Consider the following 22,170-nt stretch of genomic DNA (forward strand, 5'->3'; position numbering starts at 1 on the left):
GATGGTACTGCACTCGGGAGGGTGTGGGAGAGTAGGACACCGCCGGACAATCTTTCCAGTCAGGGTCACCCTTCGGGGTGACCCTGACTGCGTTTTTACGGCAATTTCCCCGGCACCGGCGAACGGCGGTGCCGGGAACAGGTCAGCGGCTCTGGATGCCCTCGCGGAGCTTTCGGAACAGGGTGGCGGAGTCGTCCACCGAGCGGCCCGGGAACATCCCCATCACCGTGCTGCCGTGGTCGGCCCAGCCGCAGACCGCGAAGTCGCCGCCGTCGCCGCTGGTCGTACCGCACTTCATCACACCGCCCAAGCGGCCGGCGTCGACCTCGCGCAGGCCGGTCACCTTCCCGGTCTCGTCGGTCATCAGCCCGAAGAGGGTGTCCAGGTCCCGCTCGGGCTGCCAGAGCAGGGTGGTGCCGCCGAAGATCAGAACGGCCCGCTTCTCATCCGTCGGGTCGCGATAGACGGTGCCGAAGCTCCGGTCCAGCTCGATGTCGGCCGCGAAGCCGTCGCGGAGGTATTCCGCGGTGCTCCGGGCCCGCTCGCTGTCGTCCCGGGTCAGCCCGGCGACCTTCTCCGGAGCGTTCAGGTGCGCGTCCTTCTGGGCCAGCACCCGCCAGCCGCCGACACCGAGCGCCCCCACCCCGGCCAGCCCGACGGCCAGCGCGGCGGCCAACGCGATCCGTCGCCGCCGGGAGACCGGGCGGTGCTCCGGCTCCTGCGCCGCCGGGTCACGGCGGCTCAGCTGGATCGGCTCATCGGTCAGGTCGATCGGGTCGGGCCCGTCATCGACCGGACTCTCGGTGAGATTCGCGTCGGACATGTCCGCCACCGTACGCGAACAGGAGGTGGCGCACGTCAGGTCTCCGGAAGCGCTCCGTAGACTTTCCCAGGTGACCGAGAGACTGGATGCCCGACGCCCCGACGCCCCGACGCTTGCCGGCCAGTACCAGCCCGGCGAGGTAGAGCAGCGACGGTACGAGCAGTGGGTAGCCGCCGGCCACTTCCGGGCGTCGACAGAGAGCGACAAGCCCCCCTTCACGATCGTCATCCCACCGCCGAACGTCACCGGTTCGCTGCACATGGGGCATGCCTTCGAGCACACCCTGATGGACTCGCTGAGCCGACGTAAGCGGATGCAGGGCTACGAGGCGCTGTGGCTGCCCGGCATGGACCACGCCGGCATCGCCACCCAGAACCTTGTCGAGCGGCAGCTCGCCGGCGAAGGTCTGTCCCGCCACGACCTGGGCCGGGAGAAGTTCGTCGAGCGGGTCTGGCAGTGGAAGGCGGAGTCCGGCGGGGCGATCCTGGGCCAGATGCGGCGGCTCGGCGACGCGGTCGACTGGGACCGCGAGCGCTTCACCATGGACGAGGGCCTGTCCCGGGCCGTCCAGACGATGTTCAAGAAGCTCTTCGACGACGGGCTGATCTACCGGGCGAACCGGATCATCAACTGGTGCCCGCGCTGCCTCACCGCACTGTCGGACATCGAGGTGGAGCACACCGACGACGAGGGCGAGCTGGTCTCGATCCGCTACGGCGACGAGGTCGTGGTCGCCACCACCCGGGCGGAGACGATGCTCGGCGACACCGCGGTCGCGGTGCACCCGGACGACGAGCGCTACCAGCATCTGATCGGCACCGAGGTGGCCGTCCCGCTCACCGACCGGCGGATCCCGATCGTCGCCGACGAGCACGTCGACCCGAGCTTCGGCACCGGCATGGTCAAGGTGACCCCGGCGCACGACCCGAACGACTTCGAGATCGGCCAGCGGCACGACCTGCCGTCGCTGACGATCATGGACGAGCGCGGCATCATCACCGCACCCGGCCCGTTCCAGGGCCTGGACCGGTACGAGGCCCGGCCGGCCATCGTCGCCGCGCTGCGCGAGCAGGGCCTGATCGTGGCCGAGAAGCGGCCGTACGTGCACGCGGTGGGGCACTGCTCGCGGTGCAAGACCACGGTCGAGCCGCGGCTGTCGTTGCAGTGGTTCGTCAACACCGCCCCGCTGGCCAAGGCCGCCGGTGACGCGGTTCGCGACGGTCGGGTGAAGATCGAGCCGGCCGAGTTGGCCAAGCGCTACTTCGCCTGGGTCGACAACATGCACGACTGGTGCATCTCCCGGCAGCTCTGGTGGGGTCACCGCATTCCCGTCTGGTACGGCCCGGACGGCGAGATCGTCTGCGTCGGCCCGGATGAGCAGCCGCCGACCGGCGTGGGCTGGCGGCAGGACGAGGACGTCCTGGACACCTGGTTCTCCAGCGGCCTGTGGCCGTTCTCCACCCTCGGCTGGCCCGAACAGACCCCGGACCTGGCGAAGTTCTATCCGACCAGCGTGCTGGTCACCGGGTACGACATCCTCTTCTTCTGGGTCGCCCGGATGATGATGTTCGGCCTGTACGCGATGGACGGCCGGCAGCCGTTCGACGTGGTCGCCCTGCACGGCATGGTCCGCGACGAGCACGGCAAGAAGATGTCGAAGTCGTTCGGGAACGTGGTCGACCCGCTGGACTGGATCGACCGGTTCGGCGCCGACGCGACCCGGTTCACCCTGGCCCGGGGCGCCAACCCCGGTCAGGACGTGCCGGTGAGCGAGGAGTGGTGCCAGGGCTCCCGGAACTTCTGCAACAAGCTCTGGAACGCCACCAGGTTCGCGCTGATGAACGGCGCGCACACCGACGGCCCGCTGCCCGACCCGGCCCAGCTCTCCACGGTCGACCGGTGGATCCTGTCCCGGCTGGCGCACGTCACCGCCGAGGTGGACGAGCAGTTCGAGGCGTACGAGTTCGCGAAGGTCTGTGACCTGCTGTACCACTTCGCGTGGGACGACGTCTGCGACTGGTACGTCGAGCTGAGCAAGCCGGTGCTCGCCGAGGGCGGAGCGGCGGCCGACGCCACCCGCCGGGTTCTCGGTCACGTGCTGGACCAGCTGCTGCGGCTGCTGCACCCGGTGATCCCGTTCGTCACCGACGAGCTGTGGACTGCGCTGACCGGCCGGGAGAGCGTGATGGTCGCCGACTGGCCGGCGGTCGACCGTACCCTCGTCGACGACGCCGCGGAGGGCGAGGTCGCCACCCTGCAGCGGGTGGTGACCGAGATCCGGCGGTTCCGCTCGGACCAGGGGCTGCGGCCGACGCAGCGGGTGGTGGCCCGGCTCGACGGTCTCGGGCCGGCGGGCATCGGCGCACACGAGCCGCTGATCCGGTCGCTGGCCCGCCTCGACGCGCCCGGCGACGAATTCCAGGCCAGCGCCACCCTCGCCATGCCCGGTGAGGTCAGCGTCGCGCTGGACACCCGGGGTTCGATCGACGTGGCGGCCGAACGGGCCCGGCTCACCAAGGACCGGGCGGCCGCCGAGAAGGAGGCCGGGCAGGCACGGGCGAAGCTGGACAACCCGGCGTTCGTCGGCAAGGCGCCCGAGCCGGTGGTCGCCAAGATCCGTGAGCGGCTCGCGGTGGCCGAGGCGGACCTGGTCCGGATCGACGCCGCGCTGGAGGCACTGTCCTCGTGACCGATCGCACCGAATTCGCCGCGGTGGAGGCCGCGCTCGCTGGGCGCGGCTTCACCCGCATGCACTTCGAGCTGGAGCGGATCGAGAGCCTGCTCGACCTGCTCGGCAGCCCGCAGCGGGCGTACCCGTCGATCCACCTGACCGGGACGAACGGCAAGACTTCGACGGCCCGAATGATCGACTCGCTGCTGCGGGCGTTCGGGCTGCACACCGGCCGCTACACCAGCCCGCATCTGGAAACCGTCCGGGAGCGGATCAGCCTGGACGGGGAGCCGGTCAGCGAGGAGCGCTTCGTCGCCACGTACCAGGAGGTGGCGCCGCTGGCCGAGCTCGTCGACCAGCGCTCGGCGGAGCCGCTGACGTACTTCGACATGACCACCGCGCTGGCGTTCGCCACGTTCGCCGACGCCCCGGTCGACGTCGCGGTGGTGGAGGTGGGGCTCGGCGGTGCTGAGGACGCCACCAACGTGATCCAGGCCGGGGTGGCGGTGCTCACCCCGATCGGTCTGGACCACACCGAGTGGCTCGGCGACACCATCGAGGACATCGCGCTGCACAAGGCGGGCATCATCCACAAGGGGGCCACCGTGATCGCGGCGGCCCAGGAGGAGGAGGCCGCCCGGCCGATCCTGGAGCGCTGCGCCGAGGTCGGCGCGACCATCGCCCGGGAGGGCTCCGAGTTCGGCGTCCTGCGCCGGGCGGTGGCGGTCGGCGGCCAGGTGCTCACCATCCAGGGCCTCGGCGGGGTGTACGAGGAGATTTTCATCCCGCTGCACGGCGCGCACCAGGCGCAGAACGCGGCCGTGGCGCTCGCCGCGGTCGAGGCGTTCCTCGGTGCGGGGGCACGCCGGCAGCTCGACATCGAGGCCGTCCGGGAGGGCTTCGCCGCGGCCAGCTCGCCGGGCCGGCTGGAGAAGGTACGGACCGCCCCGACGGTCCTGCTCGACGGCGCGCACAACCCGCACGGGATGGCCGCCACGGTCACCGCGTTGCAGGAGGAGTTCGCGTTCAGCAAGCTCGTCGGCGTGCTGGCCGTGCTCGGCGACAAGGACGCGGCCAGCCTGCTGGAGCTGCTGGAGCCGGTGCTCGACTCGATCGTCGTCACCGGCAACAGCTCGCCCCGGGCGATGCCCGCCGACGAGCTGGCTGTGCTGGCGCGGGAGGTCTTCGGGCCGGAACGGGTGCAGGTCGCCGAGGAGATGCCGGACGCCATCGAGGTGGCTGTCGGCGAGGCCGAGTCCGACGTACCGGGGGAACTGGCCGGGGTGGGCGTGCTGATCACCGGATCGGTGGTGACCGTGGCCGACGCCCGCCGGCTGCTCAAGCGATGACCGGCCCGGTGCAGGGGCACCCCGGTGCCGGGGGCCGGCCGGACGAGGGCGCTGCGGCGCCGTCCGGCGCTCCGGCACCCGGCGGCACCCCGTCCGGGCCGGGCCAGACCCCCTCCGAGGTGGGCCGGACCCCGTCCGGGCCGGGCGAGGCTCCGGAGCAGCGGCGGTCCGGGCTACGCAACCCGGAGAAGGCGGTCCGCGGGCTCGGCGCGGGGACGCTCGCGCTGGAGGCGTTGGTGCTGTTGCTGGCCATCCAACCGATCCGTCTGGTCGGCGGGCACCTCAACGGTGCCGCCATCGCCGTGATCGTGGCGCTGGCGGTGGCCTGCGTGGTGCTCGCCGGCCGGATGGGGCGCCCCTGGGCCTGGTACGGCGGCACCGCGGTGCAGGGCCTGCTGATGCTCTCCGGGCTGCTGCACTGGTCGCTGCTGGTGCTCGGGGTCGTCTTCGCTCTGGTGTGGGGGTACGCGCTGCACGTGCGGCGGGTGATCCTCGGCTGATCCGGGCGAAGGTGTAAGGAAGGGGCCCTTGTCATCGCGAGGCGTCAAGAAGGTGCCCTTCCTTACACGTCGGCGAGGGTGCGCCACTGGGTGAGGGCCACCCCGTGGCCGTCCGGGTCGCGGAAGGCCGCGGCCCACACCTCCAGCTTGCTGCCCCGGTTCACCACCCGCGGGGCGTACGTGAACCGGACGCCCGACCCGCGTAACCGGTCGTACGCGGCCTGGATGTCGTCGACCTCGAGGTTGACGTGGACCAGCCGACGGCTGATCGGGGCGGCCCCGGTCACCTGGCGCAGCACCAGCCGGGTCGCCCCGGAGGTGAGTACGGCGTTGCCGCTGCCCCGGTCGAGTTCGGCGAAGCCGAGGTCTCCGTAGAAGTCGAGGGAGCGGTCGAGGTCGGTGACGAGCAGGGTGATCCCGACCCCGCTGATCGGGGTGGCCACCTCGGCCGGCTCACCGTCGGCCGGCCCGAAGATCGCCTCGTCCAGTTCCTCCGGGGTCGGCGGCGTCTCGGCGTCCGGTTCGTCGAGCGGGAGGTCGAGCGGGTCGAACCGTTCCTCGGCGGGCTGGCGCGGCCCGGGGGTGGCCCGGCGGGGCAGCGGGCCGGCGCTCGACGGCTCGACGACCTGGCCCTCCACCACCACCGGCCCGCCGGGGCGCTGGTGCACCACCACCGCTTCGCGTTCGTCGGGCGGCCCGGTGACGTCGTCGAGGAGCCCGGTGATGTCGTCGACGAGCGGGTCCGGCGCGGGTGGGAAGTCGTCACGGAAGTCGTCCTCCGGGGCGCGGTCCGCCCACGGTGGTGCCTCCTGCGCGATCAGCACCTCGTCGATCGGATCGGCGTCGGCGTACTCGGGCGGGAGGTCGGCGACCGCGGCGGCGGATTCGGCGTGCGTGGGCACCTCGTCCCAGAGGACCCGGACGTGCCGCTGGTCGTCGAGGGCGACCCGGACGGGCAGGGCCTGGCCGAGCGACGGCCACTTGGCGACCGGGACCCGTGGCTCGATGATCTTCTTGGACCGGGGCGGCAGCCCGGGCGCGTCGATCACGAGCTGGAGCTCGCAGCGCCCGAAGGCGTACTGGGTGGGTGGCTCGGAGGCGCTGTGCACGTGACCCAGCCCGACGACCCAGGTGCGCCCGCCCCCGCGTACGGTGCCCAGGGCGATCGCCAGCACCAGCAGCGCGACGCCGAGCGCGACGATCGCCCAGCTCGTCATGCCCAGCCCGAACAGCATGATGAACGTCGCCACGGTGCCCAGCACCGCACCGATCAGCTTGCGGATCGGCGCGATGGGTCGGTTCCCGCCATTCGCCACAGTGGACCTCCCAGGGGTCTAGGGCCAGGCTAGGCCGGACCGGCGACCGCAGGAAGGAGCAGCCGCCGCGTCGGCGCCGGGACCGGGTCGCTACGCTGACCGTACCCAGCCAGACCCGCTTGCGCGTACAGGAGGAACTCAGCGTGTCCAACAGCAGCCCGGATGAGCGCACGCTCGTACTGATCAAGCCTGACGCGGTACGCCGCGGTCTGGTGGGCGAGATCCTCGCCCGGTTCGAGCGCAAGGGCCTGCGGATCGACGCGCTGGTGTCCCGGACCATGGACGGCGACTTCGCCGACCAGCACTACGCCGAGCACGTGGACAAGGCCTTCTACCCGCCGCTGAAGGTGTTCATGACCGGCGGTCCGCTGGTGGCCCTGGTGCTCTCCGGCGACCAGGTGATCGAGGTGGTCCGCGGGATGATCGGCAGCACGGACGGCCGTAAGGCCGCGGCCGGCACCATCCGGGGCGACCTCTCCCTGTCCAACCGCGAGAACCTGGTGCACGCCTCCGACTCGGTCGACAGCGCCAAGCGGGAGATCGCCCTCTGGTTCCCCGAGCTGGGCTGACGTCTTCACCGACGGCCCCGGTCCCCTTGCGGGGGCCGGGGCCGTCGCGGTTGTTCAGCCGGGGACGGCGGCCAACTTGTCCGGGTTGGCCGTCAGGTAGACGCCGGTGATCCGGCCGTCGGCGGCGGTGACGCCGAGCGTGTAGCGGATCCCGGACGGCCAGTGCAGCAGCAGCGCGGGCGCGCCGTTCAGCTCGACGGGGGTCGCCGTGCCCCCGGGCTGGCGCCGGCCGTAGATGCCGGCGAAGAAGCGGGCGATCCGGTCCGCGCCGTGGATCGGGTTGCGGGCCGCGCGTACCCGGCCACCGCCGTCGGACCAGGCGGTGGCGTCGGCCGCGACCAGCTCGGTCAGCCGGGCCAGGTCACCGTCGCTGGCCGCGGCCAGGAAGGCTTCCAGCAGCCGCCGCTGCTCGGCCGCCCCCGCGGTGAAGCGCCGCCGGCCGTCGGCGAGCCGGGCCGCCGCGCGGTGGTGCAGCTGCCGGCAGTCCGCCGCCGACCGGTCCAGCAGGTCGCCGATCTCGGCGTACGGCAGGGTGAACGCGGTGTGCAGCACGTACACCGCGCGCTCGGGCGGGGTGAGGCGCTCCAGCAGGTGCAGCAGCGCGGTGGAGAGCGTCTCCCGCAGCTCCACGGTGTCCAGCGGCCCGAACGGGGTGGCCGCCCCGGTGGGCACCGGCTCGGGTAGCCACGGCCCGACGTACGTCTCCCGGGCCGCCTGTCGGGCGCGCAGCCGGTCCAGGGCCAGCCGGGTCACCACCCGAGCGAGGTAGCGGCGGGGCTCGGCGACAGATTTCCGGTCGACGTCCAGCCAGCGCAGGTACGCCTCCTGGAGCACGTCCTCGGCGTCGTGCAGGCTGCCCAGCAGCCGGTACGCCAGCCCGAGCAGCATCGGCCGGTGCGCGGTGAGCGCACCGGCCGCCTGCACCGCTCCGATGGTGGTCACACCTCGATCGGCGGCTGGGTCTGCGTAGTGATCGCGATCCGGTTCCACACGTTGATTGTGGCGATCGCGACAACCAGGTCGGCCAGTTCCCGCTCCGACCAGACCTTCGCCGCCGCGTCCCACACCTCGTCCGGCACGCCGTGCTCGCCGAGCCGGGTGACGGCGTCGGTGAGCGCCAGCGCGGTGCGCTCCCGCTCGTCGAAGAAGGGCGCCTCCCGCCACGCGGCGACGGCGAACAGCCGCCGGCTGGACTCGCCGGCGGCCAGCGCGTCCCGGCTGTGCATGTCGACGCAGAACGCGCAGCCGTTCAGCATCGACGCGCGCAGCTTCACCAGCTCCAGCACGGTGTGGTCCAGGTTCCCCCGGATGTATTTCTCCAGCCCGAGCACCGCCTGGTACGCCTCGGGCGCCACCGCCGCCATGTTCATCCGCATCATCGCTGCCTCCTTGATGTCGTCGGTACGCGGACACGACGGATCGGCGTCCCCCGGCCGTGACACCAACCCCGTGTGACGCTGCTCATGCCCCGCCCCGTCCTGCGGGCGGGGTCACATGGTGTCCAGGGACGCCCGGCGGCGGGGACGTTCACCCCGGTGAGCAGGAGCAGCAGCGCCACCGACACGTTGGAGACCACCCAGACGTCCCGGAACCGCACCCCAGCGCGCCCAGGGTGAGGCCGAAGAACCCGCAGGCCAGCGCGGCCACCGCCAGGGTCAGCAGCAGGGCGGGCAGGGCGTCCACGGGTATCCGCAGGCCGAGCAGGAACGCGCCGACGGTCAGCGTGCTCACCGCGATGAGCAGGCCGTTTCCGGCGTACGGGAGGACCCGGCCGAGGAAGACCGCGGTGCGGCTGCGCGGCGAGAGCAGCACGTGCCCGAGGGTGCCGTAGCGCCGCTCGCCGCCCGTGCCGATCAGCCGGAAGAATGCCGTCAACATCGCCTCCTCTGGCCAGGGCGAGGGTCGCCGCGGCGCGGGCCCGTCGCTCGACGTAGGTCATCATCAACGCGCCGGCGACCAGGCAGCCGAGGCTGATCGCCAGGCAGATGCCGAGCGAGGGCCAGACCGGGCCCCCGGTGGCGGCCTCGCGGACCGCCCGGGCACCCCAGTACAGGCCCCGGTCACCGCCGAAGACGTACCCGATCCGCCGGCGTACCTCCCGGGTCTCGGTGACCACGTCGTGGCCGCAGATCCGGGCGGTGCCGGCGGTCGGGATGAGCAGCGTGTTCAGCAGCTTGATGGTGGTGGTCTTGCCCGCGCCGTTCGGTCCGAGCAGGCCGAACAGCTCCCCGTTGCCGACTGTCAGGTCGACGCCGCGGACCGCCTCCACCTCCCGGCGCTGGGGTCGTAACCATCCGGTGCGGCTGCGGTAGGTGCGGCGCAGCCCGGCCGCCTCGATCGCGTACTCGCTCATGCCGGCGAATCCAGGAACGCCGGGCCGGGCGGGAAACGAATTCGGCGTTCGCCGAATCCTCAGGCGGAGGCGGTCGCGGGGTCGGCGCCGATCAGGGTGACCAGGGCCAGACCGGCCGGTTCCAGGCCGTACAGCACTCGCCGGCCCACCCGGCGGCGGTGCGCCACCCCGGCGGCGAGCAGCGCGGCGAGGTGCTCGGAGACGGTGCTCGGGGCGAGCCCGAGGGTGGCGGCGAGCCCGGCGGTGTACGGCCAGGGCGCCTGCTCCGGGTTCCGCTTCAGCAGGTAGAGGCTGGTCAGCACCTCCCAGAGCGGGCTGGTGGCGATCCGGGTACGGGCCAGCGTGGGCTCGTCCAACTCGATCCGGATCACCGGGCCAGCCTAAGCCGCGGGGCTCGGACAGCGACGGCCCGCCCGTCGCTCGGGGCGTTGAGAGGGGGACCCTCCTATACCGGAGGCGTCAATCGGGGGCCCTTCCTTCGGGCCGATACTCGGGGGCGGTGCCCCGGGGCGGTCGAGTACGCTTGTGGGCACACAGGCGACGACCCGGCCATCACCGGCGAGCCTCCGGAAGAACAGCCGGGTCACCGGCCCAGTAGAACCGGACGGGACCGGCCCGTCACAGCCGGCCAACGAGCGGGCGGTCGCACCTTGACCGCCAAGCGGGGTGGTACCGCGGGCCTTGCCCGGGGCGCCGGTGACGGCGTATCCGGAACGGGCTCGTCCTCGCAGACCCAGATACTGGAGAGCTGCTGAGGAGAGCGACCCCCGATGGCCTATCCGTTGCACGAACCGACCGCCGCCGGCGTCCCGGCGAGCCCGGACCTGCCCGCGGTGGAGCGCCGGGTCCTGGAGCACTGGACGGCCGACAAGACCTTCGAGGCCTCCGTCGAAGCCCGCCCCACCGGGGAGGACGGCAAGAACGAGTACGTCTTCTACGACGGCCCGCCGTTCGCCAACGGCCTGCCGCACTACGGCCACCTCTTCACCGGCTACGTCAAGGACGTGGTGCCGCGCTACCAGACCATGCGCGGCAAGCACGTCGAGCGCCGGTTCGGCTGGGACTGCCACGGCCTGCCGGCCGAGGTGGTGGCCGAGAAGCAGCTCGGCATCACCACGAAGGCGGAGATCCTCGACCTGGGCGTGGCCCGGTTCAACGAGGCCTGCCGCACCTCGGTGCTGGAGTTCACCCAGGACTGGGAACGGTACGTCACCCGGCAGGCCCGCTGGGTCGACTTCGCCAACGACTACAAGACGCTCGACCTGGACTACATGGAAAGCGTCATGTGGGCCTTCCGGACCCTGCACGACAAGGGCCTGGTCTACGAGGGCTTCCGGGTGCTGGCGTACTGCTGGCGGTGCGAGACCCCACTGTCGAACACCGAGACCCGGATGGACGACGTCTACAAGGACCGGCACGACCCGACCCTGACGGTCTGGTTCGAGCTGACCCCGGACGAGTCGGCCCCCGAGCTGGTGCGCGGCCCGGTCAAGCTCGGCGTCTGGACCACCACGCCGTGGACCCTGCCGTCGAACCTGGCGCTCGCCGTCGGCCCGGACATCGAGTACGCGGTGCTGGAGCGCGACGGTTCCCGCTACCTGGTGGGCGCCGCGCGGCTGGCCGCGTACGCCAAGGAGCTGGAGGGGTACGAGCAGGTCGGCACCGTGCGCGGCGCGGACCTGGCCGGGCGCCGCTACACCCCGCTCTACGACTTCCTGGTCGAGCAGGCCGGCGCGAACGCGTACCAGGTGCTCGGCGCGGAGTTCGTCACCACCGAGGACGGCACCGGGATCGTCCACCTGGCCCCGGCCTTCGGCGAGGACGACCAGAACGTCTGCAACGCCGCCGGCATCCCGACCGTCGTCACCGTGGACGACCACACCCGGTTCACCGCGCTCGTCCCGCCGTACGAGGGCGAGCAGGTCTTCGACGTGAACAAGTCGGTGATCCGGGAGCTGAAGGAACGGGGTGTGGTGCTCCGGCAGGACACCTACACCCACTCGTACCCGCACTGCTGGCGCTGCGACACCCCGCTGGTCTACAAGGCGGTGTCGTCCTGGTTCGTGGCGGTGACCCAGTTCAAGGACCGGATGGTCGAGCTGAACCAGCAGATCAACTGGACCCCGGGACACATCAAGGACGGCTCGTTCGGCAAGTGGCTGGCCAACGCCCGGGACTGGTCGATCAGCCGGAACCGGTTCTGGGGCTCGCCGATCCCGGTCTGGAAGTCCGACGACCCGAACTACCCGCGGGTCGACGTGTACGGGTCGCTGGAGGAACTGGAGCGGGACTTCGGCGTACGCCTGACCGACCTGCACCGGCCGGCGGTGGACGACCTGGTCCGTCCCAACCCGGACGACCCGACCGGGCAGTCGATGATGCGCCGGGTGCCGGAGGTGCTGGACTGCTGGTTCGAGTCCGGCTCGATGCCGTTCGCCCAGGTGCACTACCCGTTCGAGAACCGCGACTGGTTCGAGCACCACTACCCGGGCGACTTCATCGTCGAGTACATCGGGCAGACCCGCGGCTGGTTCTACACCATGCACGTGCTGGCCACCGCGCTGTTCGACCGCCCGGCGTTCCGCAACTGCCTCAGCCACGGCATCCTGCTCGGCTCGGACGGGCGCAAGATGTCCAAGAGCCTGCGCAACTACCCGGACGTCTACCACGTCTTCGACTCGTACGGGTCGGACGCGATGCGCTGGATGCTGATGTCCTCGCCGGTGCTGCGCGGCGGCGACATGTCAGTGACCGAGGCGGGCATCCGGGACGCGGTGCGCCAGGTGCTGCTGCCGCTGTGGAACGTCTGGTACTTCTTCTCGCTCTACGCCAACGCCGACGGGTACCAGGCGAAGCGGAAGACCGACGCCGGGCCGGCTGGCGGCGAAGCCGCCGGCAACCTGCTCGACCGGTACGTGCTGGCGAAGACGAACGAACTGGTGTCGACGGTCCAGGGGCAGATGGACGCGTACGACATCTCCGGGGCGTGCGCCACCGTCCGGGCCTACCTGGACGCGCTGACCAACTGGTACGTGCGCCGCTCCCGGGACCGGTTCTGGGCGGGGGACGCCGACGCGTTCGACACCCTGTGGACGGTGCTGGAGACGCTCTGCCGGGTGGTGGCGCCGCTGGCGCCGCTGACCGCCGAGGAGATCTGGCGTGGCCTCACCGGCGAGCGGTCGGTGCACCTGACCGACTGGCCGTCGGCGGACGAGTTCCCGGCCGACCACGAGCTGGTCTCCGCGATGGACAACGTGCGTGCCGTCGCCTCGGCGGCGCTGTCGCTGCGCAAGGCCAAGGCGCTGCGGGTCCGGCTGCCGCTGTCGAAGCTGACCGTGGCCTCGCCCGTCGCCGCCCAACTGCGGCCCTTCGCCGACCTGGTCACCGACGAGGTCAACGTGAAGGCGGTGGAGTTCACCGACGAGGTGTCCGCGTACTGCCAGCAGGTGCTGACCGTGGTCCCGCGAGCGCTCGGCCCCCGCGTCGGCAAGGCGGTCCAGCAGGTCATAAAGGCGGTGAAGGCGGGGGAGTGGGAGCTGGTCGACGGTGCCCCGGTCGCCGCCGGCGTCACCCTGACCGAGGGCGAGTACGAGCTGCGTCTGGTCGCCGCCGACGCGGAACACTCCGCGCCGCTGCCCGGCGGCGAGGGCGTGGTCGTGCTGGACACCCGGGTCACCCCGGAGCTGGCCGCCGAGGGGCTGGCCCGGGACGTGGTCCGGGTGGTGCAGCAGGCCCGCCGGGACGCCGACCTGGACGTCTCGGACCGGATCGTGGTGTCGGTCTCGGCCTCCGAGGAGGTGCGTGCGGCGGTCGCCGCGCACCTCGACTTCGTGGCCCGAGAGGTGCTCGCCGAGAGCATCGACTTCGCCGAGGGCGTCGAGGGCTTCCCCGGCGAGGTCGGCGACGGCGAGCGCGTGACGGTCGCGGTCCGCCGGGTATGAGATGAAAGGAAGGGCCCCTTCTTAACGCCTCAGGCAGAGGAAGGGGCCCTTCCTAACCCGTTCGGGCTCAACTGGCGGATGGCGCGACCACCCGCTCGGGTCGGCGTGACAGCGTCGGCTAACGTGACACCGCCTGCACCAGCACACCGCCGGAGGACCCGTGCCCCTGCTCTACACCATCGGCAAGTTCATCGTGGCGCCCACGCTGCGGTTGGCCTTCCGCCCGACCGTGGAGGGTTTGGAGAACATTCCGGTGACCGGTGGGGCGATCTTCGCGGGCAACCACCTGTCTGTCGCCGACGAGCTCTTCATCGGCACCGTGGTGCCCCGGCACCTGGCCTTCTGGGCCAAGTCGGAGTATTTCAAGGGCACCGGTGTGAAGGGCCGCTTCTCCAAGTTCGTGCTCACCGGGCTGGGCGCCATCCCGGTCGAACGGGCCGGTGGTCGCGCGGCGCTGTCCGCGTTCGACGCGGCCATCCCGGTGCTCCAGTCCGGCGACCTGGTGGCTGTCTACCCGGAGGGCACCCGCTCGCCGGACGGGCGGCTCTACCGCGGGCGTACGGGTGCGGCCCGGCTCGCGCTGGCCGCCGGCGTGCCGATCATCCCGGTCGGCATGATCGGCACCGACAAGGTCCAGCCGATCGGGACCCGCGTGCCCCGACCGGGCAGGGCCGAGATCATCGTGCGCGTCGGCAAGCCGCTGGACTTCACCGGCCGGTCCGACGACCGGACCTCGCTGCGCGAGATCACCGACGAGGTGATGGCCGAGATCCAGCGGCTGACCGGCCAGGAGTACGTCCCGCGCTACGCCCCCAAGCGCACCGAGCCCGCCGCCGACTCGGCCACCTGAGCCCGCCCCGGCCGGCGCCGTCGCCCGGTGGGCCCGAGCCCCGCACCCGGCCGGTTCGTGCCGTTGCCCGGCGGATCTGAGTCCCGCACCTGGCGGGCTGTGCCGGTCCGCGGCGGGCCCGAGCTGGTGCCCGATGGGTCGGCTCTCCGGCCCGGCACTCGTGGCGTGACCGGTCAGGCCGCGTCCGGGGTCACCACCTGTTGGCGCAGGGTGTCCAGCAGCCGGCCGCTGTCGTTCAGGTCGAGCCGGGTGAACACACCGGTGACCAGGCTGCCGTGGTCGACCGAGGTGCACACCACCACCGAGTCGCCGTCCGCCCGGCCGACCGCGCAGCGCTCGTACCGGCCCTGGACACCGGTCTCCACCGCCACGGCGGGGTCCAGCGCGTACCGGTCCGTGAGGCGGGTCATCTCGTCGTCGGCGTTCGCCTCCGGGGTCAGCCGCAGTCCGGTGCCGCCGAAGAGGGTCACCCGCTTGCCGTCGCTCGTGGTGTAGATCCCGGCGAAGACGTCGTTGTCGAGCCGGTGCGCCTGGCGTACGTCGGCCTTCAGTTCCTCGACGTCCGCCTGGCTGCGCCCGTCCTGCCGCAGTCGCAGCTCGGCGACCTGGTCGGGCAGGGCCGCGCTGGCCGGGTACTGGGTGCGGAGCGGCTGTGCCCACCAGAGCGGTACGCCGCAGCAGCAGGCCACGGTGAGCAGCAGGACCCAGGGCCAGCGGCGTCGACGGCGGGCCGGCCTCGCCGCGTACCCCTTGGGCGGATGCCATCCCGGCGGCGGGGCGGGCGGTGGGGCGGGCGGTGGGGCGGGCGGCGGCGTGGCCGGGCGGCGCTGCATCGGCGGTCGGGCCGGCGCGGGCGGGGCCGGTCGGGCGGCGACCGGTGGTGCGGGGGAGACCGGCGGAGGAACTGGTGCCGGGGCTGCCGGCAGGTGTGGGACCGGTGTGGCGGCGACCGGCGGCGGTGAGGTGGCCGGCGCCGGGTAGGGCAGAGTGTGCGGCGGCGTCGGGTAGGGCAGCGTCGGCGGCAGCGCGGGGAAGTCGGCGGAGCGCAGGTCCCAGCCGGTGGTGTCCGCGCCCTCCCACGGGTCGACCGGCACCATGTGCTCCGGCGAGGTTGCCTTCGGCACGGGGGTCGGTTCGGCGGACTCACCCCACGAGCGCTTACGTGGCGGCGGGGGCGGGACCGGAGCGGATCCGCTCCACCGGGGTACGGGCGGCTCGGCGGGGGTCTCCACCCGCGTCGGGTCGGGGTGCCCGGCGACCCGGGTCGGATCGGGGCCGCCGGACGGGGACGGCGTGCCCGTCGGGACACCGGGCACGGCGGCCGACCCGGTCGGGCGCGGCGGTACGGCGGCGGACCCGGTCGGGCGCAGCGGTGCGGCGGCGGACCCGGTCGGGCGGACGCGGGCGGAGCCGCGCGCCGGAGTGACCGGAGCCTCGCCGACCGGCCCGTCCCCGGCCAGCACGTCGGTGGCGACCTCGGCCGCCGGTTCCTTCCCAGGGCCGTCGACGTTGGTCGCGTCCGCCGGTTTCTCCGCAGGGCTGTCGACGGTGGTCGCGTCCGCCGGTTCCTTCCCAGGGCTGTCGACGGCGGTTGCGTCCGCCGTGGCCTCGGCTGCGCTGTCGTCGCTTGCGCCGCCCTCGTCGCTTGCGCCGCCCTCGTCGCTTGCGCCGCTTTGGTCGTCGGCGTTGCCGTGGTCGTCGGTGTCGCGCGCGGCGTCGGCGTCGGGCTCGTCGGGCACGTACGACCCGTGGCCACCGTCGTTCCCGGGAGTGGCGCCGGGCGCGTCCGTGCCGGCCGCGACCTCGGGGGTGACGTCGTCCGGGGTGTCCCCGTCGCGCTCCTCGCTCGGTTCGCGCTCCTCGCTCGGTTCGCGCGGCTCGTGCGGCTCGTGCGGCGACGGGGGTACGGAGGAGCGGGAGGGCTCGTCGGTGCCCGAATCCCGGCCCGTGACCGGGGTGCCCCCGTCGGCCGGCCGGTCGGTGCCCGGCTGCGGCTCCGGCATCGCGGCAATCTCCTCTCGCGCCCGCTGCGAGGTTAGTACCGCCCCGCCACCCTCGACGAATCCGCATCTCAACCGGATGTCGGAGGAGATCTTGGAGAGTTTCCGTGCGGTGCGGACGGGAGGTGTCCAAGATTCAGGTGACCGGGGCAGTGGGCTGGTGCGGTGCGGGGTGATGGGCGGCGGGGCACCGCGTACCCTTGGGCATCATGAGTGCCCCGTCCACGACGCCGCGCCCGGTCGCCGCCAATTCCATTTGGCCTCGGCTGGAGCCGCTGCTGCCCCAGGTGACCAAGCCCATCCAGTATGTCGGTGGCGAGCTGGGTGTGGTGGTCAAGGACTGGGACGCCGCGACCGTCCGGTGGGCGCTGATGTATCCCGACGCGTACGAGGTGGGCCTGCCCAACCAGGGCGTGCAGATCCTCTACGAGGTGCTGAACGAGCTGCCCGACGTGCTCGCCGAGCGGACGTACGCCGTCTGGCCGGACCTGGAGAAGCTGATGCGCGCCCACGGCGTGCCGCAGTTCACCGTCGACGCGCACCGCTCGGTGCGCGACTTCGACGTGTTCGGCGTCTCCTTCTCCACCGAGCTGGGCTACACCAACCTGCTCACCGCGATCGACCTGGCCGGCATCCCGCTGCTCGCCGCCGACCGCGCCGACGCCGATCCGGTGATCGTGGCCGGCGGGCACGCCGCCTTCAACCCGGAGCCGATCGCCGACTTCGTGGACGCCGCCGTGCTCGGTGACGGCGAGGAGGCGGTGCTGGAGATCACCGCGATCGTGCGGGACTGGAAGGCCGAGGGTTGCCCCGGTGGGCGCGACGAGCTGCTGCTGCGGCTGGCGCGCACCGAGAGCGTGTACGTGCCGCGCTTCTACGACGTGGACTACCTGCCCGACGGCCGGATCCAGCGGGTCGTGCCGAACCGCCCGGACGTGCCGTTCCGGGTGCACAAGCGCACGACGATGGACCTGGACGCCTGGCCGTACCCGAAGAAGCCCCTGGTCCCGCTGGCCGAGACGGTCCATGAGCGGTACGCGGTGGAGATCTTCCGGGGCTGCACCCGCGGCTGCCGGTTCTGCCAGGCCGGCATGATCACCCGCCCGGTGCGGGAGCGCTCGATCACCACGGTCGGCCAGATGGTGCAGCAGGGGCTGGAGTTCTCCGGCTTCCACGAGGTGGGCCTGCTGTCGCTGTCGTCGGCCGACCACTCCGAGATCGGCGACATGTGCTCCGGCCTGGCCGAGCAGTACGCGGGCACCAACGTCTCGCTGTCGCTGCCGTCGACCCGGGTGGACGCGTTCAACATCGACCTGGCCCAGGAGTTGTCCCGCAACGGCCGGCGTACCGGTCTGACCTTCGCCCCGGAGGGCGGGTCGGAGCGGATCCGCAAGGTGATCAACAAGATGGTGTCGGAGGAGGACCTCATCCGCACCGTGGTCACCGCGTACACCAACGGCTGGCGGCAGGTGAAGCTCTACTTCATGTGCGGCCTGCCCACCGAGACCGACGAGGACGTGCTGCAGATCGCCGGGATGGCCCACGAGGTCATCAAGGCCGGGCGGGCGGCCACCGGTTCCAAGGACATCCGCTGCACGGTCTCCATCGGCGGCTTCGTGCCGAAGCCGCACACCCCGTTCCAGTGGGCGGCGATGGAGCGGCCAGAGGTCATCGACAACCGGCTGAAGCTGCTGAAGCAGGCGATCAACGCGGACCGGTCGCTGGGCCGGGCGATCGGCTTCCGCTACCACGACGGTGAGCCGTCGCTGATCGAGGGCCTGCTGTCCCGGGGCGACCGCCGGGTCGGCGCGGTGATCCGCCGGGTCTGGGAGAACGGCGGCCGGTTCGACGGGTGGAGCGAGCACTTCTCGTACCAGCGTTGGGTGGACGCCGCCGCCGAGGTGCTGCCGGGCTTCGGGGTGGACCTCGACTGGTACACCACCCGGGAGCGCGACGAGCTGGAGGTCCTGCCCTGGGACCACCTGGACTCCGGTCTGGACAAGGACTGGCTCTGGCAGGACTGGCAGGACGCCCTGAGCGAGTACGAGCAGGACGACTGCCGGTGGACCCCGTGCTTCGACTGCGGGGTGTGCCCGGCCATGGACACCGAGATCCAGATCGGCCCGACCGGCAAGAAGCTGCTGCCGTTGACCCCGGTCAACGGCATGAAGCTGCCGGCCGCCGCCGAGCGGTAGGGCGCCGACACGTCCGGAGCGCGGGAACCCGTGGGTTCCCGCGCTCCGTCGTATCCGCAGGAAAATTGTCGCTTGGCTGTTCCGTGACGTGGGGTGGGAGTGCCTCGACTGGCCGTCACTCGATACGCTGCGTCCGTATTGGACCGGCCCGGGGTCGGTAGCGGGGAGGGCAGCAGCATGGGTGAAGGCATCAAGGCGCCGGACACCGGCGATCTGCACGTCAGCGTCGAGGACCTGGACGCCGCGGCGGACTACGTCGAGCGCCTCAAGGAGTACATCGACAACACCATCCTCTACGAGATGGACCGCATCAAGGAGCGGATGAAGGGCGACAGCAACAACGCCCAGACCGTCCCGAACGGCACCCCGTTCGGCGCGTACGAGGACGCCCGGATGCAGTGGCAGGCGCTGACCACCTCGACGGCCAACATGGAGGCGCACCTCAAGCAGCTCTCCCAGAAGCTGGCCGGGCTGAAGCAGGGCACCGAGGACATCGCCCAGGCGTTCCGCGACGCCGAGGCGCGCAACGCCGCCAACGGCAAGCAGATCGAGCGGCTGCTGGAGTCCGCCGCCCCGCCGCCCGCCGCGGGCGATCCGTCCACCTATCCGTACACGGCCTGAGGAGAAGGCGATGGCAACGTGGGAGCAGTGCGTCCGGGAGGTGACGCTCTCCGCGGATCCGGAGACGGTCGGCAACGTCAGCACGGGATGGAACGGTCTCTCCACCGCGTTGGGCTACCTGCGGGACTCGCTGGTCGGGCGGTCGTTCGTCGGCCCGATCGCGTCCGGTACGGAGCGCCCGCACACCGGGGGTCTGCCCGGCATGCTGGCCGACTGGAAGGGCAGCGGTGGCGACGCGTACCGGGACCATCTCGGTGATCTCGGCAAGGACATCGAAGATCTGATCCTCCACGCGAGCAACGTCAGCGGGGCGTTGTCGCGGATCGAGGGCGACATCCGCAAGTCCGTCGCCAGTATCCCGATCCCGCTGATGGACGACTTCGGCTGGAACGAGTGGAGCCTGCCGAACGGCACCGAGCTGGACGACGCCCGCGACGGCGAGAGCGCGTCGGGCTTCCTGGCCGCGCTGCGCAAGGACTACCAGAGCAACCCCGCCTCGTACGCCGACGGCGCGTTCCGCGACAAGGCCGACGACCTCGAAGCGACGATGAAGATCGACGGCAAGGCCGAGGACCACAAGCGCGGCGGTTGGTGGGACACCAAGTCCCACCTGGACAACTGGTACAACGACAACCTGAAGCTGGCCACCAGTGCCATGTCGCCGCTGCCCGCCGCCGTGGAGACCGAGCGGCCCAAGCTGGTCGTACCGCAGCCGGACGGTGGCGGCAAGCTTGACGACTTCAAGCCGGACACCCGCAAACCACCGATCGGCTACCCGGACGGTGGCGGCGGTGGCGGTGGTGGTGGCGGCGGCTTCGGTGGCGGTGGCCCCTCGGTCGGTAGCACCGGCATCGGTGGTGGCGGCGGTTCGTTGGGCGGTGGGGGCCACTCGTCCATCGCACCGCCCACCACCGGTGGCGGCCTCGGTGGCGGCCACTCGGGTTCCACGATGCCGTCGACCGGCGCGGGGTACCCGGGCGCCGGTGGCCGCGACTACGGCACCGGCCTGGCCGGCGCCGGAACCCCGACCATCGGTAGCGGGTATGGCGGCTCGACCGGGCTCGGTGGTGGCACCGGCATGGGCCTCGGCGGTGGCGGTGGTGGCTTCGGTGGCGGCTCGTCCGGCGTCGGCTCGGCCGGCGGGATCGGCGGCGGCGTCGGCTCGGCCGGTGGAATCGGCGTGGGCGGCGTCCCGGGCATGGTCGGTGGCGGCAACGGCAAGGTCCCGCCGATGACCAGCGCGGCCAGCGCGCTGCGTAACGCGACCGGTGCCGGCGCCGGTGGTGCGGCCGGCCTGCGCGGTGGCGGCATGATGGGTGGCGGCATGATGGGCGGCCAGGGCGGGGCCGGGCACGGCGGCACCGGCACCGAGCACTCGTCGTGGTTGACTGAGGACGACGATCCGTGGGGCACCGGTGACGGCGCGTCCCCGGGCATCCTGCGATGAGGACGGACGGATGAGGTTGAACGTCGACGCGCTCCGGCCGGTCGTGGCCGGCCTGGTGGCCGGGCTCATGGTGCTGGGGGCTGCCCAACCGGCGGCCGCCGCGCCCAGACGGGCCGAGCAGTGGTACCTGGACGAACTCCGGATCGACCAGGCGCACAAGTTGTCCACCGGCCGGGGCGTGATCGTCGCGGTGGTGGACAGCGGCGTCGACGCGACCCACCCGGACCTCCGGGGCCGGGTGCTGGCCGGGGGCCGCAGCTACGGCGCCTCCGGTGACGGGCGGGCCGACGAGGACGGGCACGGCACCCACATGGCCGGCATCATCGCCGCCACGAACGCCAGCCGCGACGGCGTGGACGGCATCGCCCCCGACGCGAAGATCCTGCCCATCAAGCTGTACAAGGGTGACAGCAAGAGCAGTAACAGCGCGGTCGCCCCCGGCATCCGGATGGCCGTCGACGGCGGCGCCAAGGTGATCAACCTGTCGTACGGTTGGCCCGGCGCAGCCAGCGCGGACGACGAGAGCGCGATCAAGTACGCCCTCGACCGGAACGTCGTGGTGGTCGCCAGCGCGGGTAACACCGCACGGGGGCAGGATGCCGTCGTCGCCCCCGCGAACGTGCCCGGCGTGATCGCGGTGTCCGGGACGACCCGGGGCGGCGCCTTCTGGTCCGGTTCAGTGCAGGGGCCGGAGGCAGTGATCTCCGCCCCGGCCGACGGCATCTACAACATCGGCCCTGATCACGGCTACGGCTGGGGTGACGGCACCTCCGACGCCGCCGCCGTCGTTTCCGGCATCGCGGCGCTGATCCGGTCGAAGTACCCGGACCTGGACGCGGCGAACGTGATCAACCGGATCATCAAGACCGCTCGGGACGCCGGGCCGTCCGGCCGCGACCCGCAGTACGGCTTCGGCCGGGTCGACCCGGTCGCCGCGCTGACCGCGAATGTCCCGGCGGTCTCCGCGAATCCGCTCCTCGACGGTAAGGCGGCCAGCTCGGCCCCGCCCCAGGCGGCCGAGGACGACAACTTCGACGTGACCAAGTACGGCGACCGGGGCGGCCCCACCGATCAGCAGGTCATGGTCATGGTTATCGGGATCGCCGTGGTGCTGGTGATCCTGCTGGGGCTGGCGGTCTTCCTGATCTGGAACCGGCGCCGGTACCGCCGCGAGGTGGCCCTGTCGGCCGGCGGCGACCCTGGCCAGGCTCCCGCCGCCGGATACGGCCCACCCGGCGCCCAGCCGGTCCCGGCCGGCCACCACCATCCGCCCGGCTTGCCGCCTGCCCCGACCGGGTACGCCCCGCAGCCCGGTTACGCGCCGCAGCCCGGCTATCCTCCGCCGACGGGCGCGCCGGCTGGGACGTATCCACCGCCGGGACCGCCTCCCGCGCCGCCCGGGACGTACCCGCCACCGGGCGGGAACCAGTCCTGATCGTCGTGGCCGGCCGGGTGACCGAGGTGTCACCGGCCGGCCGCGCCGTATCCGGGGGCGGGCGGTGCGGGGGTGAGTGACCGGTTTGGGGTGACTTTCC

At 72.2% G+C, this 22,170-nt stretch carries 17 protein-coding genes and 1 pseudogene; 10 read left to right on the forward strand and 8 right to left on the reverse strand.

Going from position 1 to position 22,170, the window contains the following annotated elements:
* Nucleotides 1–142: 142 nt before the first annotated feature.
* Nucleotides 143–823, reverse strand: a complete 681-nt coding sequence (locus ACIRG9_RS28230; RefSeq protein WP_402862334.1) for a hypothetical protein — start codon at nucleotides 821–823, stop codon at nucleotides 143–145.
* 70 nt (nucleotides 824–893) lie between these two features.
* On the opposite strand from ACIRG9_RS28230, the gene ACIRG9_RS28235 reads away from it, so the two are divergent.
* Genes ACIRG9_RS28235 through ACIRG9_RS28245 form a run of 3 tightly spaced genes read left to right on the forward strand, consistent with a single transcriptional unit; the run spans nucleotide 894 to nucleotide 5,343 of the window.
* On the forward strand, nucleotides 894–3,512 hold the full coding sequence (locus tag ACIRG9_RS28235; RefSeq protein ID WP_402862337.1) for a valine--tRNA ligase: 2,619 nt from the start codon (nucleotides 894–896) through the stop codon (nucleotides 3,510–3,512).
* Nucleotides 3,509–4,843, forward strand: a complete 1,335-nt coding sequence (locus ACIRG9_RS28240; protein ID WP_402862340.1) for a bifunctional folylpolyglutamate synthase/dihydrofolate synthase — start codon at nucleotides 3,509–3,511, stop codon at nucleotides 4,841–4,843. The genes ACIRG9_RS28235 and ACIRG9_RS28240 overlap by 4 nt, the downstream gene beginning before the upstream one ends.
* The gene (locus ACIRG9_RS28245; RefSeq protein WP_402862343.1) at nucleotides 4,840–5,343 is read left to right on the forward strand and encodes a DUF4233 domain-containing protein; all 504 of its coding nucleotides are present in this window, start codon (nucleotides 4,840–4,842) and stop codon (nucleotides 5,341–5,343) included. Before ACIRG9_RS28240 ends, ACIRG9_RS28245 begins: the two co-directional genes overlap by 4 nt.
* A 62-nt stretch (nucleotides 5,344–5,405) precedes the next feature.
* Here ACIRG9_RS28245 and ACIRG9_RS28250 read toward each other — a convergent pair whose 3' ends face one another.
* Entirely contained in the window at nucleotides 5,406–6,659 is a 1,254-nt protein-coding gene (locus tag ACIRG9_RS28250) for a VOC family protein (RefSeq protein WP_402862346.1), read from the reverse strand.
* A gap of 143 nt (nucleotides 6,660–6,802) precedes the next feature.
* Here ACIRG9_RS28250 and ndk point away from each other — a divergent pair, with 143 nt between their 5' ends.
* The gene (gene ndk / locus ACIRG9_RS28255) at nucleotides 6,803–7,228 is read left to right on the forward strand and encodes a nucleoside-diphosphate kinase (protein ID WP_402862349.1); all 426 of its coding nucleotides are present in this window, start codon (nucleotides 6,803–6,805) and stop codon (nucleotides 7,226–7,228) included.
* 54 nt (nucleotides 7,229–7,282) lie between these two features.
* On the opposite strand, the gene sigJ is transcribed toward ndk, so the two are convergent.
* From sigJ to ACIRG9_RS28280, 5 genes and pseudogenes are all read right to left on the reverse strand, one after another.
* Nucleotides 7,283–8,170 (reverse strand): RNA polymerase sigma factor SigJ, encoded by an 888-nt coding sequence (sigJ, locus tag ACIRG9_RS28260; protein ID WP_402862352.1) that lies wholly within the window; start codon nucleotides 8,168–8,170, stop codon nucleotides 7,283–7,285.
* Complete coding sequence (locus ACIRG9_RS28265; RefSeq protein WP_402862355.1) at nucleotides 8,167–8,607, reverse strand: carboxymuconolactone decarboxylase family protein; 441 nt, start codon at nucleotides 8,605–8,607, stop codon at nucleotides 8,167–8,169. Before ACIRG9_RS28265 ends, sigJ begins: the two co-directional genes overlap by 4 nt.
* 148 nt (nucleotides 8,608–8,755) lie before the next feature.
* The gene (locus ACIRG9_RS28270; protein ID WP_402862586.1) at nucleotides 8,756–9,106 is read right to left on the reverse strand and encodes an ABC transporter permease; all 351 of its coding nucleotides are present in this window, start codon (nucleotides 9,104–9,106) and stop codon (nucleotides 8,756–8,758) included.
* 196 nt (nucleotides 9,107–9,302) lie between these two features.
* Nucleotides 9,303–9,581, reverse strand: a pseudogene (locus ACIRG9_RS28275) (ATP-binding cassette domain-containing protein); the annotation flags it as partial.
* Between the two features lie 59 nt (nucleotides 9,582–9,640).
* On the reverse strand, nucleotides 9,641–9,952 hold the full coding sequence (locus ACIRG9_RS28280) for an ArsR family transcriptional regulator (protein ID WP_402862358.1): 312 nt from the start codon (nucleotides 9,950–9,952) through the stop codon (nucleotides 9,641–9,643).
* Nucleotides 9,953–10,351: 399 nt separating this feature from the next.
* On the opposite strand from ACIRG9_RS28280, the gene ileS reads away from it, so the two are divergent.
* Nucleotides 10,352–13,522 carry an isoleucine--tRNA ligase gene (gene ileS / locus ACIRG9_RS28285; protein ID WP_402862361.1) on the forward strand — a complete coding sequence of 1,057 codons (3,171 nt, stop codon included), beginning with the start codon at nucleotides 10,352–10,354 and terminating at the stop codon, nucleotides 13,520–13,522.
* Nucleotides 13,523–13,682: 160 nt separating this feature from the next.
* Nucleotides 13,683–14,372 carry a lysophospholipid acyltransferase family protein gene (locus tag ACIRG9_RS28290; RefSeq protein WP_402862364.1) on the forward strand — a complete coding sequence of 230 codons (690 nt, stop codon included), beginning with the start codon at nucleotides 13,683–13,685 and terminating at the stop codon, nucleotides 14,370–14,372.
* 173 nt (nucleotides 14,373–14,545) lie between these two features.
* On the opposite strand, the gene ACIRG9_RS28295 is transcribed toward ACIRG9_RS28290, so the two are convergent.
* Entirely contained in the window at nucleotides 14,546–16,375 is a 1,830-nt protein-coding gene (locus ACIRG9_RS28295) for a hypothetical protein (RefSeq protein WP_402862367.1), read from the reverse strand.
* A 206-nt stretch (nucleotides 16,376–16,581) separates the two neighbouring features.
* On the opposite strand from ACIRG9_RS28295, the gene ACIRG9_RS28300 reads away from it, so the two are divergent.
* The 4 genes from ACIRG9_RS28300 to mycP all read left to right on the forward strand — a co-directional run bounded on the left by ACIRG9_RS28300 (nucleotide 16,582) and on the right by mycP (nucleotide 22,070).
* Entirely contained in the window at nucleotides 16,582–18,567 is a 1,986-nt protein-coding gene (locus ACIRG9_RS28300) for a TIGR03960 family B12-binding radical SAM protein (RefSeq protein ID WP_402862370.1), read from the forward strand.
* A gap of 177 nt (nucleotides 18,568–18,744) precedes the next feature.
* A complete protein-coding gene (locus tag ACIRG9_RS28305) occupies nucleotides 18,745–19,188 on the forward strand; it encodes a hypothetical protein (protein ID WP_402862373.1) in 444 nt (147 codons plus the stop codon).
* A gap of 10 nt (nucleotides 19,189–19,198) precedes the next feature.
* A complete protein-coding gene (locus ACIRG9_RS28310; RefSeq protein ID WP_402862376.1) occupies nucleotides 19,199–20,635 on the forward strand; it encodes a hypothetical protein in 1,437 nt (478 codons plus the stop codon).
* 10 nt (nucleotides 20,636–20,645) lie between these two features.
* On the forward strand, nucleotides 20,646–22,070 hold the full coding sequence (gene mycP, locus ACIRG9_RS28315) for a type VII secretion-associated serine protease mycosin (protein WP_402862379.1): 1,425 nt from the start codon (nucleotides 20,646–20,648) through the stop codon (nucleotides 22,068–22,070).
* Nucleotides 22,071–22,170: the final 100 nt, after the last annotated feature.

Origin of the sequence: Micromonospora sp. NPDC093277 (assembly GCF_044765245.1) — a bacterium.
Classification (GTDB): Bacteria; Actinomycetota; Actinomycetes; order Mycobacteriales; family Micromonosporaceae; genus Micromonospora.

What these genes read in the sequence shown, in the direction of transcription:
- ACIRG9_RS28230 (WP_402862334.1), bottom strand. Translation starts at nt 823, where the DNA reads ATGTCCGACGCGAATCTCACCGAGAGTCCGGTCGATGACGGGCCCGAC.
- ACIRG9_RS28245 (WP_402862343.1), top strand. Translation starts at nt 4,840, where the DNA reads ATGACCGGCCCGGTGCAGGGGCACCCCGGTGCCGGGGGCCGGCCGGAC.
- ACIRG9_RS28265 (WP_402862355.1), bottom strand. Translation starts at nt 8,607, where the DNA reads ATGATGCGGATGAACATGGCGGCGGTGGCGCCCGAGGCGTACCAGGCG.
- ACIRG9_RS28270 (WP_402862586.1), bottom strand. Translation starts at nt 9,106, where the DNA reads ATGTTGACGGCATTCTTCCGGCTGATCGGCACGGGCGGCGAGCGGCGC.
- ileS (WP_402862361.1), top strand. Translation starts at nt 10,352, where the DNA reads ATGGCCTATCCGTTGCACGAACCGACCGCCGCCGGCGTCCCGGCGAGC.
- ACIRG9_RS28295 (WP_402862367.1), bottom strand. Translation starts at nt 16,375, where the DNA reads ATGCCGGAGCCGCAGCCGGGCACCGACCGGCCGGCCGACGGGGGCACC.
- ACIRG9_RS28300 (WP_402862370.1), top strand. Translation starts at nt 16,582, where the DNA reads ATGAGTGCCCCGTCCACGACGCCGCGCCCGGTCGCCGCCAATTCCATT.
- ACIRG9_RS28305 (WP_402862373.1), top strand. Translation starts at nt 18,745, where the DNA reads ATGGGTGAAGGCATCAAGGCGCCGGACACCGGCGATCTGCACGTCAGC.
- ACIRG9_RS28310 (WP_402862376.1), top strand. Translation starts at nt 19,199, where the DNA reads ATGGCAACGTGGGAGCAGTGCGTCCGGGAGGTGACGCTCTCCGCGGAT.
- mycP (WP_402862379.1), top strand. Translation starts at nt 20,646, where the DNA reads ATGAGGTTGAACGTCGACGCGCTCCGGCCGGTCGTGGCCGGCCTGGTG.